General features: G+C 72.2%; 14 protein-coding genes. 3 read left to right on the top strand and 11 right to left on the bottom strand.

Annotated elements, in window-relative coordinates; all coding sequences use genetic code 11:
• Positions 1–50: 50 nt before the first annotated feature.
• The 4 genes from Sm713_RS34645 to Sm713_RS34630 form a co-directional block, all read right to left on the bottom strand.
• Entirely contained in the window at positions 51–965 is a 915-nt protein-coding gene (locus tag Sm713_RS34645; RefSeq protein WP_212913896.1) for a LysR substrate-binding domain-containing protein, read from the bottom strand.
• A gap of 79 nt (positions 966–1,044) precedes the next feature.
• Positions 1,045–1,647, bottom strand: coding sequence for a sigma-70 family RNA polymerase sigma factor (locus Sm713_RS34640; protein WP_212913895.1), 603 nt, complete (start codon positions 1,645–1,647; stop codon positions 1,045–1,047).
• A gap of 326 nt (positions 1,648–1,973) precedes the next feature.
• Complete coding sequence (locus tag Sm713_RS34635; RefSeq protein ID WP_249416886.1) at positions 1,974–4,883, bottom strand: BTAD domain-containing putative transcriptional regulator; 2,910 nt, start codon at positions 4,881–4,883, stop codon at positions 1,974–1,976.
• Between the two features lie 388 nt (positions 4,884–5,271).
• A complete protein-coding gene (locus tag Sm713_RS34630; RefSeq protein ID WP_212913893.1) occupies positions 5,272–6,723 on the bottom strand; it encodes an aromatic amino acid ammonia-lyase in 1,452 nt (483 codons plus the stop codon).
• A gap of 316 nt (positions 6,724–7,039) precedes the next feature.
• Between Sm713_RS34630 and Sm713_RS34625 the strand changes: the two genes are divergently transcribed.
• Complete coding sequence (locus Sm713_RS34625; protein ID WP_212913892.1) at positions 7,040–8,518, top strand: MFS transporter; 1,479 nt, start codon at positions 7,040–7,042, stop codon at positions 8,516–8,518.
• A gap of 24 nt (positions 8,519–8,542) precedes the next feature.
• On the opposite strand, the gene Sm713_RS34620 is transcribed toward Sm713_RS34625, so the two are convergent.
• Complete coding sequence (locus Sm713_RS34620) at positions 8,543–9,256, bottom strand: SDR family NAD(P)-dependent oxidoreductase (protein WP_212913891.1); 714 nt, start codon at positions 9,254–9,256, stop codon at positions 8,543–8,545.
• A 192-nt stretch (positions 9,257–9,448) separates the two neighbouring features.
• On the opposite strand from Sm713_RS34620, the gene Sm713_RS34615 reads away from it, so the two are divergent.
• Positions 9,449–10,057, top strand: coding sequence for a TetR/AcrR family transcriptional regulator (locus tag Sm713_RS34615; RefSeq protein WP_212913890.1), 609 nt, complete (start codon positions 9,449–9,451; stop codon positions 10,055–10,057).
• Between the two features lie 189 nt (positions 10,058–10,246).
• Positions 10,247–10,567 (top strand): L-rhamnose mutarotase, encoded by a 321-nt coding sequence (locus tag Sm713_RS34610; RefSeq protein WP_212913889.1) that lies wholly within the window; start codon positions 10,247–10,249, stop codon positions 10,565–10,567.
• Between the two features lie 99 nt (positions 10,568–10,666).
• On the opposite strand, the gene Sm713_RS34605 is transcribed toward Sm713_RS34610, so the two are convergent.
• From Sm713_RS34605 to Sm713_RS34580, 6 genes are all read right to left on the bottom strand, one after another.
• Complete coding sequence (locus Sm713_RS34605) at positions 10,667–11,368, bottom strand: DUF624 domain-containing protein (protein ID WP_212913888.1); 702 nt, start codon at positions 11,366–11,368, stop codon at positions 10,667–10,669.
• Between the two features lie 7 nt (positions 11,369–11,375).
• Positions 11,376–12,269, bottom strand: coding sequence for a carbohydrate ABC transporter permease (locus tag Sm713_RS34600; RefSeq protein ID WP_212913887.1), 894 nt, complete (start codon positions 12,267–12,269; stop codon positions 11,376–11,378).
• A complete protein-coding gene (locus Sm713_RS34595; protein ID WP_249416885.1) occupies positions 12,266–13,237 on the bottom strand; it encodes a carbohydrate ABC transporter permease in 972 nt (323 codons plus the stop codon). Before Sm713_RS34595 ends, Sm713_RS34600 begins: the two co-directional genes overlap by 4 nt.
• Before the next feature lie 79 nt (positions 13,238–13,316).
• Positions 13,317–14,570 carry an ABC transporter substrate-binding protein gene (locus Sm713_RS34590; RefSeq protein ID WP_212913886.1) on the bottom strand — a complete coding sequence of 418 codons (1,254 nt, stop codon included), beginning with the start codon at positions 14,568–14,570 and terminating at the stop codon, positions 13,317–13,319.
• A 246-nt stretch (positions 14,571–14,816) separates the two neighbouring features.
• Positions 14,817–17,282 (bottom strand): polysaccharide lyase family protein, encoded by a 2,466-nt coding sequence (locus Sm713_RS34585; protein WP_212913885.1) that lies wholly within the window; start codon positions 17,280–17,282, stop codon positions 14,817–14,819.
• 346 nt (positions 17,283–17,628) lie between these two features.
• On the bottom strand, positions 17,629–18,792 hold the full coding sequence (locus tag Sm713_RS34580) for an enolase C-terminal domain-like protein (RefSeq protein ID WP_212913884.1): 1,164 nt from the start codon (positions 18,790–18,792) through the stop codon (positions 17,629–17,631).
• Positions 18,793–19,142 lie beyond the last annotated feature (350 nt).

The following is a 19,142-nucleotide window of genomic DNA, read 5'->3' as shown; positions in this document are numbered from 1 at the left end:
GGCCGAAACAATGACAGCGCACGCCGCAATCATTGTGTCTGACGCAAAGATCATCCGAGGCGCCGGCCGTGCGTCCTGGCGATCCTGGCGAGGGAGCGGACGCTCTCGTGCGCGGCGTCGCCCCGTCCGTAGGCGAGGAAGATGGTGCGGCCGGCCGAGCCCGGGTCCTCGATGGGCAGCCGGGCCACCCGGGGATGCAGGTGGTTGTCCATGCCCTCCGGTACGACGGAGACGCCGATGCCCGCGCCCACCATCGACTCGACGACGAACAGGTCGCTTCCCTCGACCGTGATGCGGGGGATGAACCCGGCGCGTGCGCAGGCGTTGACCATGTGGGTGCGGCTGCTGGAGCCCGGCTCCATCGCTATGAACGAGCGGCCCTGCACCTCGGAGAGCCGCACGGTGCCGCTGCCGGCCAGCGGGTCGTCCGCGGGGACGGTCAGCAGCAGGGCCTGGGTGAACAGCGGCTCCACGACGATGTCCGACTCGGTGGGCGACAGCGACGTGAACGCGACGTCCGCCTCCCCGTGGAGCAGGGCCGAGACGACGTCGGTGGCTGGGCCCTGCCAGCAGCGGAAGCGGAGTTCCGGGTGGTCCTGGAGGAGTTCGGCGAGCACGCCGGGGACGAACCCGAGGCCGAGGGAGTAGGTGTGGGCGATCCGCAGCCTGCGGTGCGGCAGGCCGGACTCGGCGCGGACGGTGTCCACGGCGTCGTGGCGTGCGCGCAGCACGGTGTGCGCCTCGCGGACGAGGATGTGCCCGGTGTGCAGCATGCGCACGCGCCGGCCGGCCTGCTCCACGAGGCGCACGCCGAGCTTGCGCTCCAGGGCGCGGATGCCGCGCTGCACGGTGGCCACGCTGACGTCGAGTTCCGTGGCGGTGTGGCCGAAGTGCTCGGTCTTGCTGAAGACGAGGAACATCTCCAGGTCGCTGAAGGTGATCTCGGCGCCGTAGGTGTCGTCCATGGGCGATTATCAGCACTCCCGGCGCGCGGCCCGTAAGCCGTGCCCGCGCCGGGCCGCGCCTCCCCCGCCGCCGCGGCGGTCATCCGACGCGGGAAACCGTCCCGGTTCCCCTAGCCGTCGCCCTCTCCGCCGTCCTCCCCGGCGTCCTCCCCGTCTCGCTCGCCGTTCCGCTGGTCGCGCGGAGTTTGCGGAGCGCGTAGTGCTGCCGGGACTTGACCGTCCCGGCGGGTATCCCGATGATCCGGGCCGTCTCCTGCACGGTCCTGCCGCACAGGTAGATGTGCAGGAGCACCTCGCGGTGGTCGTGGGAGAGCTGGCGTAGCAGGGCCGTCGCCTCGATCGAGTGCAGCACGGACTCGTCGTGGTCGGGCTGGGGCACGTCCCGGTCGTCCGTGCCGACCGTCTCGCGGCGGACGGCGGCGCTGCGCAGCCGGTCGATGACGATGTTGCGGGCCACGGTGAACAGCCAGCCGCGGACCGAGGTGTCCATGCCGTGCAGCCGCTCTCTGTGGCGCCAGGCGCGGATGAGGGTTTCCTGGACGACGTCCTCGGCCAGGTGACGGTCGTGCAGCAGTCTCTCGGCATAGCCGAGGAGTGCCGTGGTGTGGTCGGTCATCAGCGTGTTCAGGAGGCCCTTGTGGCCTCCGGCCGTCGAGACGTCGGCGGCGGTGGTCGTGTTCATGCCCCAGTCCCCGAAGTGGAATGCCGTAAGAGTTCCGCACGTGCCACAGGGCCCTCCGTTCCCCTCGCGCATCCCCTGGCGCAGCCGCCGCGCGGACCGGTCCCCGTTCCGGTCCGCGCGGTGCAAGCCCTGGTCGAGCGGCACGCGCACCGAGCGTAGGCAGCGGCCACTGACGGAACAGTGCTGCTTCTGTGACGGCGGTCCCCCGGCGGGCGTCAGGCCGAAGGGCGGGCGTGGCGGCCGGGGCGGGCGTGGGAACGCGGTCGGGCGCGGGCTCCGGTCGGGCGCGGGCTCCGGTCAGGCGCGGGTCCCGTCCGGGCCCGGTGTCACGTGCCGGTGCGGCCGGCGCGGGCGGCGGGCTCCCTCAGGCGGCTCAGCCGCTCGCGGACCTGGGCGGCGTCCGGATGGCCGATCTCGTCGAGGATCCCGAGCGCCTGCCGCCAGGCGAGCTCCGCCCTGGCGTTCCGGTTCGCGGCGTGGTGGGTGTCGCCGATGTGCACGAGGGTGTCCGCCTCGTTGAAGCGGTCGCTGATCTCCCGGTAGACCGCCAGCGCGTGCTCGAAGCACGCCAGCGCCTCGGCGTACTCCCCGAGATGGTGATGGGCGTAGCCGATGCTGTCCCAGGCCGCCGCCTCGCCGGCGCTGTCGGCGATCTCCTGGTGCATCCCCAGGGCCCGCCGGCACTCGTCGAGGGCCTTGTCGTACTCGCCCATCAGGATGTACGTCCAGCCGACCTCGTTGTAGATGCTCGCGACCCCGCTGCGCCGGCCCGCCGACCGGTACAGCGCGCTCGCCCGCTCGTAGTGGTCGAGGGCCTCCTCGTGGCGCTGCCGCCTGTTGGCCAGGTAGGCGAGGTAGCGGTGGCCGCGCCCCTGACCGGCCGGGTCGGCGATCTCGCCGAAGAGCTCCAGCGACCGCGAGAGGTGCTCGCGCGCCTCGGCCCAGCGCTCCGTCCTGCCGTGGGCGAAGCCCAGCGACCGGTGGGCGTGCGCCTGGCCGCGCCGGTCGCCCAGCCGCTCCGCCGCCGCCACCGCCACCGCCTGGGCTTCCAGCTGCTCGTCCCAGCGGCCGACCCGGTCCAGGTACCACTCCAGTACCGTGGCGAGCCGCCAGCTGTGTTCTCCGGTGCCGTGCCGGGCGTCGTCCTCGATGACCGCGAGCAGGACCGGGCGGTTGACCTCCAGCCATTCCGCCGCGCCACGCTGGTCGTCGAACTTCATCACCGTCACGCCGGACGTGTGGGGCGGCGGCTCGACGCGGTCACGGCTGGGGGCGAGCGCGGTGTCCGCCGCGTGGGCGCTGTGCAGGTAGTGGTCCAGCAGGCGGCGCCTGGCGGCCTCCGACTCCGCGGCCGTCTCCTCGGACTTCAGCAGCTCCGTCGCGTAGGCGCGCAGGAGGTCGTGGCAGCCGTAGCGGTCGGGCGCCGTCGCGGTGACCAGGTGGGCCCGCACCAGCTCGGACAGGAGCGGACGCACGTGCTCGCGGTCCTGGCCCGCGAGGCTCGCGGCGGCGGGGAGGCAGTAGTCCGGTCCCGGGTGCAGCGCGAGCAGCCGGAACAGCCGCGCGGCTCCCGGGGTCAGTGCGCGGTACGACCAGGAGAAGACGCTTCGGGCGTCCGTGAGGGGCGCCTCGGCCGTGAACGCGTCGAGGTTGTCCCGGCCGTCCCGCAGTTCGGCGGCGATGGAGGCCAGGGTGAACGCCGGGCTCATCGCGGCACGGGCGCTCACGATGGCCAACGCCAGCGGCAGCCGGCCGCACCGGGCGATGATCTCGGCGGTGGCGCCGGGCTCGCTCCCGGTCCGGTCGGCGCCGAGCCGCCGGGTCAGGAACTCCCGCGCGTCGGCCTCGCTCAGCAGGTTCAGCGCCAGGACACGTGCGCCCTGCCGGGCCACGAGGCCGTAGAGCTGGTTGCGGCTGGTGACGATGACCAGGCTGCCGGGCGCCCCTGGCAGCAGCGGCCGGACCTGTTCGGTGTCCCGCGCGTTGTCCAGGACGACCAGCATCCGCCGGTCGGCGAGCAGGGTGCGGTAGAGCATGGCCTGCGCCTCAAGGCCCGCCGGGATGCGGTGCGAGGGCACGCCGAAGGCGTCGAGGAAGGACCGTATCGCCTCCGACGGGCTCATGATCGAGCCGTCCGGGTGGAACCCGCGCAGGTCGACGTAGAGCTGCCCGCCGGGGAAGCGGTGCGCGACCTGCTGCGCCCAGTGCACGGCGAGGGTGGTCTTGCCGACGCCCGCCATGCCGCCGATCAGGCCGATCACCACGCCCGGGGACGGGCGGTCGGCGGCGTCCAGCAGCTCCTGCAACCGGTCGAGTTCGTGGCCGCGGCCGGTGAAGGTCGCGGGGCTCACCGGCAGCTGCGCCGGCCGCACCGGGACGCCCGCGCTCTGTCCCGCGCCGGTGGTGGCGGGCGGCCCTTGAGGGGCGCTCTCGCGGCTCTCCGGCTCTGCCGGGGGCGCGGGCGGCGCGGTGTCGGCCTGGTGCAGTACCTGTTGCTGGGCGGCCCGCAGTTCGGGTCCGGGCTCCAGGCCCAGGTCCTCCGCGAGCCGGGTGCCCACGGTGCGGTAGACGTCCAGGGCCTCCACCTGGTGCCCCGTGGCCGCGAGCACCGCGACCAGCCTGGCCTGCAACGCCTCGTCCAGGGGGTGCTGCGCGGCGGCCTGCCTGAGGACCGCGAGCACCCGCGCGCCGAGCGCCGGTCCCGCGGCCAGCGCGTGGTCCGCGGCCGCGGTGACGGCGTCCGCGTACTCGCGGTCGACGGCCGTGAACGCCGGGTGCGACCGCACCTCGGGTGCGATGCCGGAGGCGGTGGATCCCCGCCACAGGTCCAGGGCCGCGATCAGCAGCTCGGCGGCGCCGGCCGGCTGCCCCGCCTCGGCCGACCGCTCCGCGTCCTGGCAGAGGGCGCGGAAGCGGAGCAGGTCCAGCGAGTCGGGTTCCACTTCCAGGCGGTATCCGCCCGAGCCGCGCACGAGCCACCGGGAGGCGCCCCGGGCCGGCAGGCCGGGTTCGAGCAGCCGGCGCAGGGCGCCGACGTGCCGCTGCACCACGTTGACGGCGCTGTCCGGCGGGTCCTGTCCCCACAGGGTGTCGACGATCTCGTGGACGGACACCGGGTGCCCCGCGTGGATCAGCAGCAGCGCCAGCAGGCTGCGCTGCTTGGGCGGGCCGAGTTCCAGTTCGATCTCACCATGCCAGGCCCGCAGCGGCCCCAGGACGGCGAAGCGCAGGCTCACGGCGCCCCCGGTACCGGTGGGGCAGGGCGTACCCGAGGTACATCCGGGCTCTGGGGCGGTGCCATGGCAACCGAGCATATGGGGTGGCTGGGCCGGTCGAAAATTCCGCGGGTGCGCCTTCGGCGCGTCAGCCCCGAGCGCCCCTCTACCGCCCTGGATGTGTGCAGGTCAGCCCTGGTTCGTTGCGCAGTTCCCCGCGCCCCTTATTGCGGCGCCTTCGGCGCATCACCTGCGGCTGCCCCCTTGTCGCCGTGTATGCGTGCGGGTCCGCTGTGGCTGGTCGCGCCCGCGCGGCGGAGCCGCACATCGACACAGCCCCGCGCCCCCTCGGGGGGCGGCTTCGGCGCATCCCCCTCTGAGACGCGCACCCCTGCGCGCCGGGCCCGTGTCAAAGCCTGGCGAACGTCTTGAGGACGTGTTCCGCGTGGGTGATCTCCTGGGTGAGGGGGTGGTCCTCCGGGATCATCGGCAGGGTCTCCGCCGCGGTGCGGAAGGCTTCGGACACGGGGGCGTCCGGGAGTTCCGCGGTGCCGAGCCGCAAGGCCCGTACGGCGCCGATGAGTTCGCAGGCGAGCACCGTGCGGTAGGCGGTAACGACGGCCGTCGCGCTGCGGGCCGCCTGGGTGGAGAAGCTGGCGTGGTCCTCCAGGCCGCGGGAGATGACGGCCGTGCCGAGGGTGACCGGTGCCGCGGCGTGGCGGAGCTGGCTGAGGGCGTCATGGGCCACGTATTCGAGGATCATGATGCCGGAGCTGCCGGACGGCCCCGCCGAGAGGAACGGGGTGAGGCCGGTGAGTTCGGGTTCGACCAGGTCGCTCAGGCGTGCCGCGGACAGCTCGGCCACGTGGTGGATCGCGGCCCGCAGGTGGTCCAGGGAGAGCGCCAGGTAGGCCGTGGAGAAGTGGCCGTGGTGGTAGGCGTCCTTGGTCTCGATGTCGATGAACGGGTTCTCGGCGGCGGCGTTGAGGTCGATGGTGAGGGTGCTCTCCAGGGCGTCCGCGGCGTCCAGTGCGGGCCCCTGGACCTGCGGGAAGGCCCGCAGCCCGAACGGGTCCTGGAGCCGGCTGCCCGGCTCCGGCTCGCCCTCCCCCCAGAGGATGCGGCGCATCTCGGCGGCGCAGTGCAGGGAGCCGGGGTGGGGCCGCTGGGCGTGGACGCGTTCGGAGAACGCTTCGGGAGAGCCGTGCAGCGCGCAGTAGGACAGCGCGGCCACGGCGTGGCTGGCGTGCAGGAGTTCGCGCAGGTCGTGCCAGGCGAGAACGGACTCCGCGAGGGTCGCGGCGTTGCTGGAGATGAACGCGAGGGCGTCTCCGGGGCTGATGGGCACGGGATCGAGCGAGCCGACGGCGAAGGGCCGGTGTCCCGCGAGGGTGAGCGCTATCTCGGCGAGTGCGCTCAGGTCGCCGGTCCCGATGGCGCCCAGGGAGTGGACGCGCGGGACGGCCCCGACGCGGAGGGCGGTTTCGAGGGCGCGCACCAGCCGGGGGTGGACGCCGCTGCCGGCCGCGGCGAGCTGGTTGAGCCTGATGAGGAGGGTGGAGCGCACCAGGCTGTCCGGTGCCGCCGGTCCGGTGCCCCCCGCGTGGCTCTTCAGCAGGCGGAGGCCGTGCTGGTCGGCGGTGTCGGGGTCGACGATGTGGTGCCGGTTGGCGCCGACGCCGCTGGTGCGCCCGTACACCGCGCGTTTGGCGCCGATGTCCTTGGCGACGAGATACGCCTCGTGGGCCCGCTTGAGTGCTGCCGGGTCCAGCTCCGCGGAGGCGCTCCAGCGTGCCACGCGCACCACGTCCGTGCAGCGCAACCGCCGGCCGTCCACGAGGACACGGCTGCTGTCGGTCATCTCCACCCCCTTGACAGGTTTCCATTCACAACTAAGGGTGAATGAAACACTTCATTCAGCCGAGAGGCAAGGAGTCGGAGGACCGGGATTCGTTCAGGCCCGTCCGGGCGCCTGGCTGGACGGACTCGGTGCAGTGATCGACCCAGGGCGCGCCTGGAACCGGGAGCACGCGCCGCGGGACGCGGGCCCTGGTTGCGTGCGCCCTGCGGCCTGCCCTCCCGGGCCCCGGGCCGTCCGCGGATCGGGCCGGGGCCCGGTTCGCGAGGACGACCGGTTCGCGACGACGGCCGGTACGCGACGACGAGGGGTTAGACCCATGGAAGACGTCCCCGACACGCAACGAGGCGTGGCGCAGGCAGCCAGGACAGGCCGGGCACCGGACGACCCCGACCCCTCCCCCGGCGGGACGCCCGGCGGGACCGGACCGGCGCAGAACGGGACCGCGCGGAACGGGACCGGCCCGACCCCGGCCCGGACGGCCCCAGCCCCGGACGAGCCCGCCCTCTCGCTGGACGACGCCCCTCTGAACCGCTTCCACATCAAGATCACCGCGCTGACGTTCGGCGCGAACTTCTCCGACGGCTACCACCTCGGCATCATCGGCATCGCGCTGACGCTGGTGGGCCCGCAGATGCGGCTGGGTGCGGCCTGGCAGGGGCTGCTGGGCGCCTCGGCGCTGATCGGGATCTTCGCCGGGAGCATCGTGCTCGGCTGGGCCGCCGATCGTTACGGGCGGCAGCGGCTCTACATGCTGGACTTCCTGCTCATCGCAGTGGCCTCCGCGGCCCAGTTCTTCGTCACCGGGCCCGCGGAGCTGTTCGTGCTGCGGCTACTGATCGGTTTCGGCATCGGCGCGGACTACGCGCTCGGGCCGACGCTGGTTGCCGAGTTCTGCCCCCGCCGCCACCGGGGCGGGCTGCTGGCGTCCCTGACCGCCATGTGGACGGTCGGGTACACGGCGGCGTACTTCTTCGGGAACTACGTGATCGGCTTCGGCGGCGACAGCTGGCGCTGGCTGCTGGCCTCCAGCGCGCTTCCGGCGGTGTTCGTGCTGGTGATGCGGGTCGGTACGCCCGAGTCGCCGCGCTGGCTGATCAGCAAGGGCCGCATCGACGAGGCCCGGAGGGTGGTGGCCCGGCACATCGGGCCCCGGGTCGACTTCCGGGAGCTGCTGCGACACCGGGAGCCGGCGGAGTCGTACGACTACCGGGAGCTGTTCCGCGCCCAGCACCGGACGAACACGGTCTTCGGCGTCCTCTACTACAACTGCCAGGTCATCCCGTACTTCGCCATCTACACGTTCCTCCCGGTGATCATGGCGCGGGTCGGCCTGGGCGGCGAGGACTACCTCGTGGGCGGCCTGCTCAACGTCTTCCTGCTGCTGGGCGGCGTGGTGGGGCTGTGGTTCGTGGCCCGGTTCTCCCGCCGCGGGTTCGTCATCTGGTCGTTCGTCGTCATGGCGGTCATGCTGGCGCCGATCGGGATCTGGCCGCACGCACCGACCCTGCTGCTCTTCACGCTGTTCCTGGTGTTCACGTTCACCATGTCGGCCTCGTCCAACCTGGACCAGGTGTATCCGCCGGAACTCTTCCCGACCGCCCTGCGCAGTTCCGGGGTCGGGCTGCTGAACGGGCTCAGCCGGATCGGTTCCGCGATCGGCACGTTCCTGCTGCCCATCAGCCTCTCCGCGTACGGCTTCTCCTTCTCCATCATCGCCCTCGCGGCGCTCCTGGTGATCGGCACGGCGGTCTCCGTCGCATGGGCACCGGAGACGAAGGGGCTGTCACTGCACTGAGGGCCGGCCGGGCAGAGCCGCTCGTCAGGCGCGGGCGTGGACGCCGATGCCTCCGGAGACGGTGAGGTTGTCGCCGGTGATGTAGCCGGCGGCGTCCGAGGCGAGGAAGGCCACGGCTTCGGCGATGTCGGCGGGAGCGCCGACACGGCCGAGCGGGACGTCCCGAGCCCAGGAGTCGATCATCTCCCTGGACACACCCATCCTGCTGTAGGCAGGGGTGTCGATCAGTCCTGGGCTCACGGCGTTGACGCGGATGCGGCGGGGGGCGAGTTCGAGCGCGAGGGACCGCATGAGGGGCACCAGAGCGCCCTTGGCCGCCGTCATGGCGGCGCCGAGCCCCTCGCCGGCACCCACGGTGAACACGACGGAGGCGCCCTCGTTGAGGAGCGGGAGCGCCTTCTGCAAGGTGAAGAAATGGCCCTTGACGTTGACGTCGAACAGGACGTCGAAGGCTTCTTCGTCGGTCGACTCGATCGAGCCGGGGCGGGAGACGCCCGCGTTGAGGAAGAGCACGTCGAGTGAGCCGAAGTGCCGGCGCGCCTGGCCGATCGCGTGGTCGATGTCCGGCAGGGACCGGGCGTCGGCCCGGACGGCGATGACGTCTTCGGGAAGTCCGGCACCGGCGGGATCGCCGGCACCGGTGACCATGACGCGGTAGCCGCGGGAGTGGAGCAGTTCGGCTGTCGCCTTGCCGATGCCGCTGGTTCCACCGGTGATCAGAGCTGCGGGTGCGGGCATGATGCGTTCCTTTGCGTGCCGCTGGGAGGCAGGGGTGGTCGGCGAGCGGCTCCGCTCCGCAGGAGCAGCGGGCCGTACCGCGACGATCACTGCATGACAGCGTACGCCTATTTGGCAGTTACTGCCAGAGTGCATATGAGAGTCACCCTGCATTCGGGCGCCACTCTGGCAGCACTGCGCTAACCTGGCCGTATGAAGCGGGAAGCCAGGACAGCGACGGGATCGCCCCCCACGCTCTGGGACCGGACGCGGCAGCTGGCCTCCCAGGAGATCCTCGACACGGCTCTGCGCCTGTTCACCGAGCAGGGCTACGACGAGACGACCATCGCCCAGATCGCCCGGGAGGCGGGCGTCTCCCAGCGCACCCTCTTCCGCTACTTCGGCACCAAGGAGGACCTCCTCGGCGGCGACCAGGACCGGTTCGGCCAGGTCCTGACGGGCACGATCAGCGAACTGCCGGCCGAAGCCGGCGTCTGGGAGGCCCTGCGCGCGGGGGTTGCCGCCGTGCTGGCCCTGCACGACAGCCGCGAGCAGGCCCTGGAGCGGTTCCGTCTCCTGCACAACACCGCGTCGCTGCGTGCCGGTTGGCTCGAAAAGCGGCTGCGGTTCCAGGAGCACCTGCTGCCGCTCATCGCGGCGCGTATGGACGCTGCTGAGGGCCGTGCGGATCCGAGGGCCCGAGCGGTGATCGCGACGGCGTTCGCGTGCCTGGACGCCGCATCGATGACGTGGGTCGACAACGCCGGCAAGGGCGACATCATGGACCTGTACGACGAGTGCCTGGCCGCCGTGCGCGCCTGACCCGCGGCGACCTGCCGACCGAAGGCCGCCGGCCGGCAGCGCCGAACCCATCGTCTCGTCTGCCGGGCGGGGGCAGGAGAGAATCCGGCCACCGCTTTCCTATGCTGGCGCCGGCACCGCGCCGCCGGGCGTTCGCCCCGGGCCGCCGCCCGTGTGCCGTGACGAACCGCCGTCCGAGGAGGACCGATCGTGGAACGTGTGTGCTTCCTGCTGCGGGTACGCAAGGAGCGGATCGAGGAGTACCGGCGGCGGCACACCGAGGTCTGGCCGGACATGCTCGACGCGCTCCGGTCGGCGGGCTGGCGCAACTACTCGCTCTTCCTGCACGACGACGGGCTGCTCGTCGGCTACCTGGAGACGGACGACTTCGCCGCGGCGGAGCGCGGCATGGCGTCGGCGGACGTCAACGCCCGCTGGCAGCGGGAGATGGCCCCCTTCTTCGAGGCCCCGGACGGCAGCACCGCCGACGACGCCAGGGTGCTGCTGACCGAGGTGTTCCACCTCGACTGACGGGACACCGCCCACGGTTGCCGGGGCGCCGCCACGGTTCGAGGGCCGCCGGGCCCCGGCGACGCGATGAGGGCCTGGGAGACACCCCCGGGCCCGCCCTCACCGCGCGCCGCCCCCACTGCCCTCGCCGCGGTTCCGCGCCGTCACCACCGACACCGCGTACGCCAGCGGACCCGCCATGAACCCGGCGAACGCCGGGATCACCGCGACGAGGGCGGCGACGCACGCGCATCCGGCGACCACGAGGACGAGGGTGGTGGGCGCGAGCCGTGCCTGCCGGACGGCCGTGCGCACCGCCGCGCCCCACGCGCCGGCCCCCGGCACCGGCCCCTGCGCGGCCCGGCAGGCGACCGTGAGCAGGACGAAAGCGACCGCGCACGCCCCGAGCAGCGCCAGGGCCGCGGCCTCCACCGGGTACCCCGGCAGGCGCGACGCCAGCACCAGGCGGACCTCGAACCAGGTGGCGGCCGCCAGCGCCAGCACGGTGGCCTCCAGCACGAGTCCGGCCAGCAGATCGCGGCGGACCGTCCGGGCGAACGTGCGCAGCAGGGCGGGCTCCCGCCCCTGGTGCCAGCCCGCGGTGACCTCGGCCGCCGCGCACCACGCCGCCCCGGCGGTGACCAGCGGCAGCGAGAAGAGCGCGAACAGCACCCCGACGGCCATCGCCTCCGCCGCCATGCGCACCTGCTCGGCCCGCTCGGGCCCCAGCGCCACCACTGCCCGGCGCCCCGTTCCGGAGGCCGCCGGGGTGTGCCCGCCGGTGGTCCCGGCCCGTGCGCCCGTTCCCGTCACCCGGCTCATGCCCGCGTCACCCCTTCAGCCCGCTCGACGTGGCCCCGCCCACCAGGAGCCGCTGGAACGCGAGGAAGAAGAGGAACACCGGCAGCAGCGCCAGGACCGACATCGCCATCATCGGCCCGTACGACGTCATGCCGGTCTGGTCCACGAACAGGGACAGGCCGATGGGCACGGTGAACTTGCTCGCGTTGTTGAAGTACACGAGTTGCGTGAAGAAGTCGTTCCACGTCCAGATGAACGCGAAGATGGCGCTGGTGATCAGGGCAGGCCGGGTGAGCGGCAGCAGCACCCACAGGAAGGTCCGGTAGGGCCCGCAGCCGTCCACGCGGGCCGCGTCGTCGATCTCCCTGGGGATGCCCCGCATGAACTGCACCATCAGGAAGATGAAGAACGCCTCCGTCGCGAGGAACTTCGGCACCACGACCGGCAGGTCGGTGTTGATCCACCCGAAGGTCTTGAAGATCGCGTACTGGGGGACGATCAGGACGTGGTACGGCATCAGGATCGTCACCACCATCACCCCGAACAGCGCCGAGCGGCCCGGGAACGAGAGCCTGCTGAAGGCGTAGGCGGCCAGCGAGCAGGACAGCAGGGTGCCGGCCACCGCGAGCACGGAGATGATCAGCGAGTTCATGAAGAAGTGCCCGAAGGTCACGCCCGGGTTGGCGCCCCAGCCCGCCGAGAAGTTCTTCAGGGTGCCGTGCAGCGGCCAGGGCCGGTTGGAGGTGACGATCTCGGTCGCGGGCTTGAAGGACGTGCCGATCATCCAGACGACCGGATACACCACGACGAGCACGGCGACGATCACCAGGACGTGCCACAGCAGCGACCGGCGCTGCGCGCCCGGGCGGCGCCCGGCGACCGCGGACGGCCCGCCGCCCCGCAGGGTGGTCTGCTCGCTCATCGGCTTCCTCCGTCCGAGTAGAAGACCCACACCCGGGAGATGCGGAACATCGCCGCGGTGAGCACCGCGACCGCCGCGAGCAGGATCCAGGCCATCGCCGAGGCGTAGCCGAACCGGAAGTCGGTGAAGCCCCGCTGGTACAGGTAGAGCGTGTAGAACAGCGTCGAGTCGGCCGGGCCGCCGCTGCCGTTGCTGATGATGAACGCCGGGGTGAACGCCTGGAAGGAGTTGATGGTCTCCAGCAGGACGTTGAAGAAGATGACGGGCGACAGCAGGGGCAGGGTGACGTTCCGGAACCTCCCCCACGTTCCGGCGCCGTCCACGGCCACGGCGTCGTACAGCTCCGCCGGGATCTGCTTGAGCCCGGCGAGGAAGATCACCATGGGCGCACCGAACTGCCAGCAGGCGAGCAGGATGATCGCCGGCAGCGACCAGGTGGTGCTGTTGATGAAGTCGGTCTTCGGCAGTCCCAGCGAGCCGAGGCCGTTGCTGACCGCGCCGCCCTGGGCGAACATCGAGCGCCACACCAGCGCGACCGCGACGCTCGTGCCCAGCAGCGACGGCAGGTAGAACAGCGAGCGGTACAGGCCCACACCGGCCCGCCTGCGGTTCAGCAGCAGGGCTACGGCCAGGGCGAGGGCGAGCTTCACCGGCGTCACCACGACCACGTAGATCAGGGTGACCCTCACCGCGTGGTAGAAGCGTGGGTCCGCCGAGAACATCTCCGTGAAGTTCGCGAAGCCCACCCAGCGCGGGGGCTGGAGAAGGTTGTAGTCGGTGAACGAGAGGTAGAGCGAGTACACCAGCGGGCCGATGGTGAAGACCGCGAGCCCCGCGAACCAGGGCAGCAGGAAGACATATCCGGCGGTGCGGTCGGCGAGGCCCCTGGCAGGCGTGGTGCGGTGGTGCGTTCTCTTCGGTGCCGCCGATGCGGGCACCGGGTTCTCGAGCCTGGCCGTCGAGCTCACCGGCTTCCTCCTTGCTCAGGCCCCTTGGCGGTCGGGAGCGGGCGCCTGCCCGGGCCATGGGGCGGGCGCCCGCCGGATGTCACTTGGAGAGCGCCTGCCGGGCCTGTGCCATGAAGTCCTTGGCACCGGCGGACACGCTCTGCTGGCCGAAGCTGACACCGCCGTAGATGCGCTGCATCAGGGTGATGAGCTGGCCGTCGCCCTTGGGGGGCGCGGAGGGTGTGGGGCTCAGCTTCGCCGCGCTCGCGGCCTCGAAGTCGGAGACGACCTTGTCGGGGCCGGTCGCCGACGACGCCTGGTCTCCCCGGACCTTCAGGTTCGGGAAGAGCCCGCGGCTGGTGCCGAGCGCCTTGGCGGCCGACGGGTCGTTGACGAGGAAGCTCAGCAGCTTGGCCGCCTCCGCCGGGTGCTTGGAGCCCGCGTAGACGGACAGCAGCATCGACGGCTTCGCGTACATGCCCGTCTTGCCGCCCACCGCCGGCAGCGGCAGCAGCACCAGCTTGTCCTTGGTGGCCGCCGAGTGGCTGGCGTAGATGCTGTCGTAGTCCCACTCGGCCGTGGTGGTGCCCTTGGCGAGCGGGTCCTCGGCGGGGCCGTTGGCGAGGGTGGCCGTCTGGTTGGCCGGGGTGGCGGCGCCTGACTTGCGCAGGCTGGTGCAGAGGTTCCAGAAGCCCTCCAGGTCGGCCTGGGTGAAGCCCAGCTTGCCGTCCTTCGTGTAGAGGTCCTTGCCCTGCTGGTACAGCCAGGACTGGAACGCCGCCCAGGTGGTGCCGGGGTCGGAGATGCCGGAGAGCTTGCCGCCCGACCTGTCGTGCACGGCCTTGCCGAAGTCCGCCAGGTCGTCCCAGGTCCAGTCGGGCTTCGGCACCGGCACGCCGAGCGACTTGAGCTTGGTCTCATCGACGACGAAGCTCTGCGCGGTCTGCCCGAAGGGCACCGCGACCTGCTTGTCACCGTCCTTGCCGCTGCTCGCGAACTTGGGGTCGAGGCCGGAGAAGTCGGCCTTCGCGGGGCCCGAGGCGAGGTCGAGCAGGGTGTTGCTTCGGGCGTACTGGCTCTGGTTGCCCCAGTCGATCTGGATGAGGTCGGGGGCCCCGCCGCCGGCCATCTGCGTGGCGAGCTTCTGGTTGTACGGGCCGAACTGCGCGTACTGGGTGCTCACCTCGATCTTCGGGTTGGCCTTCTCGAAGACCTTGATGGCGGCCTCGGTGGACTTGGCGCGCGAGCTGTCGCCCCACCAGGAGAAGCTGAGGTGGACCTTGCCGTCGGAGGACTCGCCGGAGTCCCCGCCGCACGCGGTGAGGGTGAGCGACGCGGCCACGGCGGTGGCCACGGTGATGGCGGTCAGCAGTCGGGGGCGGCGGCGCTCTGGTGCGACCCGGATTCTCGTGACTCCGCTCCCCCACCTGAAGGAGGGGGGCTTCCAACCCGAGGGTTGCGGTCCAGCCCGAACCGGCCCCTTTCGGGGCAGAACCAAATTACCACAAGCCAGGAAAGCGATTCCCCACCCCGCTGAAGCGGGGCGTCCCCTCGCCAGATCACAGATGGCACGACTTCTCATGGCACGACTCCTCTGGTGTCAGTTCTTCGCGGCCCACGGCCAGGTGGCCGTCCGGGCGGAGGCGGTGGTGGTGGCCCGGCCGCCGTCCGCGCTGAGCGCCAGGACGACCGAACGGGGGTCGGCGGTGGGCTCCCGCGGCGGCGCGGCGGTGACCCGGAAGGTGGTGGACGCACCGGGCGCCAGCGTCGCCGTCACGGGCACCGGGAAGAGCGCCGGGTCGCGATCGGCGACCGCGAGGGGCTCGCCGCCGCCCCACCGCGCCTGCCGCCGGACCCCCGTCAGCCGCACGTCGTGCGCGGTGCCGCGTCCCGTGTTGCGCAGGCGCACCGTCCAGGTGACCGCGTCCCGGCTCCCCGCGAGGCCCACCACCTCGGCCTTGAGCCTCGCCGCCGCGGGGGCGGCGGCCGGGTCGGCGGGTGCCACCTCCAGCAGCAGGGTGTCCCAGCCGAGACCGTCCCCGGCGGGGATGCTCGCGCCCCGGGTGAACTCAAGGGTGTTGGCGCCCTCGCGCAGCATCGAGGCGGGGAAGGTGAGCACGTTCACGCGCCGCCGGCCGCTGCGGTCCGCCTGGCGGCCGATGGTGCCGCCGAGGCCGTTGCCGTCGTGGCCGTCGCTGTCGGACAGGCTCCCGGTGATGCCGTCGGTGGACCCGTTCACGGCCACGGTGGGGGCGCTGCCGGCCTGCATCGACGAGGAGACGGTGAGCGCCGCCGTCCCGGCCGGCACGCGGTCGAGGCTGAAGCGCACGGTCCAGGTGCCCGGGCTGGTCTGCGCGTAGTACCAGTCGGCCGGTTCCCAGCTCTCGCCGACGGTGAACGTCAGGTCGCCCGGGATGCGGGACGGCTTGTCGTAGTCGCGCGGGTGGTCCCGTTCCACGGGGTGGGTGGCCAGGGCGTACTCGCCGCCGGTCCGGTCGGAGCGGCCTATCTGCCACAGGAACGTGCCGGTGGAGGCGGGTGCCCAGGTGAGCGTGCCGAGGTCGTGCGCCCGCCCTGCGGGCGTGATGCCGGTCCGCTTGTACTGCTCCGTGACGGATCCGTCGGCGGCGAAGACGTAGAGGGTGTACGTGCCGGGGTCGCTGGTGCCGGGCTTCCAGGCCGGGGGGATGCCGGGCAGGGTGAACGAGCCGTCCGCGCCGGTGCGCACGAAGTAGGTGGGCTCGTGGATGGTGTAGACGTCGTCCGCATCCTGCGTGGACAGCAGCACCCAGAAGCCGCCGGCGGGTCTGCCGTCCTTCAGCGCCAGCCGGCCGGTGACCGTGGTGCGCTGGGCGGCGCCCGGGTAGAGGGGGTGGTCGATCCAGTCCGCCGCCGCCCGGTTCTCGCGTATCTCGGCGCGGGCCGTGGCCGCCGCGTCGGATATCAGCGTCCCCGGGTCGTTCTCGTCCGCGGTGGTGAAGAACGTGTACCAGGGGCCGTAGAGCCGGGTGTATCCGGCGGGGAGATCGTATCCGGGCAGGTCGTAGTGGTTGGCGCCGAAGTAGTTGAGGATCGTGGCGTCCTGGTGGATCGCCAGGTCCTGGTGGGTGGGGCCCACGCCGTAGAACGCGCACAGGGTGTCGCCGGTGACACCGCCCAGTGGGGTGAACCACACCCCGAAGCCGTGGCCGTAGTGCCCGAACATCGGGTTCTCGTGGTGGTAGAGGCTCCACTCGTACTTGCTGTAGGCGGTGCCGGGCGGCAGGTTGCCGGAGTTGCTGTCGGGCGCGGCCAGGTCCTTGTTGTTGACGCCGTCCACGCGCCACGTCTCGTCCTGCAGTTTGACCTGGGTGTTCAGGTAGTCGTAGGTGGGCTGCTGGCCGCTGCCGCGCTCCCAGTTGAAGGAGTGGTCGAAGACGGTGCGGTCCCAGCGGCTGACGAGGCGCACCTCGCTGATCGTGGTGGCCTCGGCCGCCGTCATCACGTCGAAGCCGTAGACGCCCCGCCGGCCGCGCCGCATGATCAGGTGGTGCTCGTGGTGGAGCGGGGTGCTGGTGCTGTCGACGAACGCCACCTCCACCAGGTCGGGACCGACCCTCAGCACGCGCACCTCGGTGCACATCAGGCGTGTCTTGCCGCCCCGGTCGTCCACGTAGAAGGAGGGCGCCCTGCCGTCGTCCACGGGCTTGGACCCGTTGAGGTGGTGGCCCAGCTCGACGCCGTCCACCACCACCGAGACGGCGGCGACGGACACGCCCGTGTATCCCGAGTAGACACCGTTCAGGTCGTCCCGGCCGAAGGTGAACCGCACGAGGCCGTTGTCGAGGACGACGGTGTCCACCTCGTCGGGGAAGCCGTGGCTGCCGGTGGTGGCGGGCGCCCCGTTCAGCAGCAGCCTGACCGGGCCACCGGTGGTTTCGGCCGCCGGCTCGCCGGCCGCGGTGGTGGATACGGCCGGTGCGGCGAAGGCGCTGCCGCCGCCCGCCAGCAGCGCCGCGCCCGCGGCTGTCGCCCCCACCGCGCCGAGCGCGGTGCGCCGTGAGACGGCGTTGGTCTCAGTGTCCATGCGGGTTCTCCTGGCTGTGCGCCGGCGCGGAGCGCCGGAGGTCCGGATGATGGATGCAGGGGTCCGGAGGTGAGAAGGACGTCGGGAGGGGCGGGTGCGGGGCCCCGTCCGGAAGGGCCGGTGCGGGGCGGGAGCGGGGCTGCGTTCGGAGGTGTCAGGCAGGGGGGTTCGGGGGCCTGACGCTCGGGAAACGGGGTCGGAGGCTGTCGTGGGCCAGGGCGGACGGTGGGCAGGGGCGGACGGGGAGTGTCGGTGTGGAGCGCTGGGCTGCCGGGATCGCCGTCTCAGCGCCGGCAGGTCGCGCCCGCATGGCCGGGCCGAGCGCTCCCGGCCGGGGGCGGGCCGGTCACCACGACCGCACCGTCTCCGCCGTGATGTGGTCGAGGTCGAGGCTCTCGCCGAGCCCGGGTTCCGTGCTCAGGTGGACGTATCCCTCGGAGTCGATGGGGTCGGGCGCGCGCAGCAGGTGCGGGGGCACCTCGTCGAAGTCGTGGTGGGGATGGAGCAGGCCGCGCTCGTACCACCTGCTGTTGGCGACCGCGCCCAGCACGGCCAGCGTGCCCGCGCCGCCGCCGTGCATCTCGCAGTCCATGCCGAACGCCTCGGCCAGGTGCACGGTCTTGAGCGCCGGTGCGATCCCGCCGGCGGTGGGCACGCCCACCCGGAGGATGTCGCAGGCCCCGGCGGTGATCCACTCGGCCCGGGCCTGCAACCGGCCGCCGACGCTCTCCGGACCGATCACGAGGGTGTCGAGCTGGTCGGCCAGCCAGCGGTACGACTGCGTGGAGTGCTCCTCCATCGGCTCCTCGTACCAGTGGAAGCCCAAGCGGTCCAGCGCGCGGCCCAGTTCGAGGGCCTCGGCCCGGCTGTACCAGTGGTTGGCGTCCAGCATCAGGGGCACGTCGGGGCCCACCGCCTCCCGCACGGCGGCGCAGGCGCGGATGTCCATGGCGACGTCCGGAGCGAAGGAGACCGGGGGCATCCAGGTGTGCAGTTTGACGGCGTGGTAGCCGTCCGCCACCAGCTTCTCGGCGAACGCGGCGTAGTCCTCGGGGCTCGACAGGCCCCCGGGGATCTCGTCGCCGCACATCGTGCTGCCGTAGGCGGGCACCTTGTCCCGCATGCCGCCCAGTAGCTTCCACACCGGCTGCCCAAGGCGCCTGCCGACCAGGTCCCACAGGGCCTGCTCGACCACCGCGAGGGTCCGGTCGCCGAGTTGTCCCTCGCTGCCGCGCTGCCAGCGCGCCAGGGCCTCCCACAGGCGCGCCCGGTCGAACGGGTCCTGGCCGAGCAGCACGGGGCGCACGTAGGCACCCAGCAGTGCCTCGCTCACGTGCGCCTCCCGGGCCAGGCAGTGGCCCTGGTGGCCCTCGCTGTCCGTGAGCGTGAACAGGGCCCGGGTCACGGAGCGCGGTTCGCCGGGGTGGGCGTGGCCGTCGGAGTCGTGTGCCAGCTTCGTGGTGGTCCTGAAGACCCGTACCGAGACATCGCTGATCATCGCGCGATGCATGCGAAACCCCCTCCTGCCGAGGCCTGCTGCGCACCGACGACGTACGGGACGGTTCGCCGGGGCGGCCGGGACGCCGAACCCCGGCCACGCGTGCCGGACAGGGGCATGGCGCACATGCCCGGCGAGTGTGGTTCAACTACATGAATGCGGCTCACGGACTTATACCGCCTGGGAAGCTACGGCCGCGCGCCCCGGGTGTCAACGACCCCGGTTGAATCGATTTTTGCATTCTTGGAGCTGCCGATCGGGCGGCCACGGCCTCCGCGAGCCCGATCAGGACAGCGGCGGGGAGCCTTGTGCGCGACGCCGCGGATGGCGCGTCGGGACCGGCCGTCACAGGGTGTTGCCCA

This window comes from Streptomyces sp. TS71-3 (assembly GCF_018327685.1).
Classification (GTDB): domain Bacteria; phylum Actinomycetota; class Actinomycetes; order Streptomycetales; family Streptomycetaceae; genus Streptomyces.
This window is presented reverse-complemented; position numbering and strand designations above follow the sequence as displayed.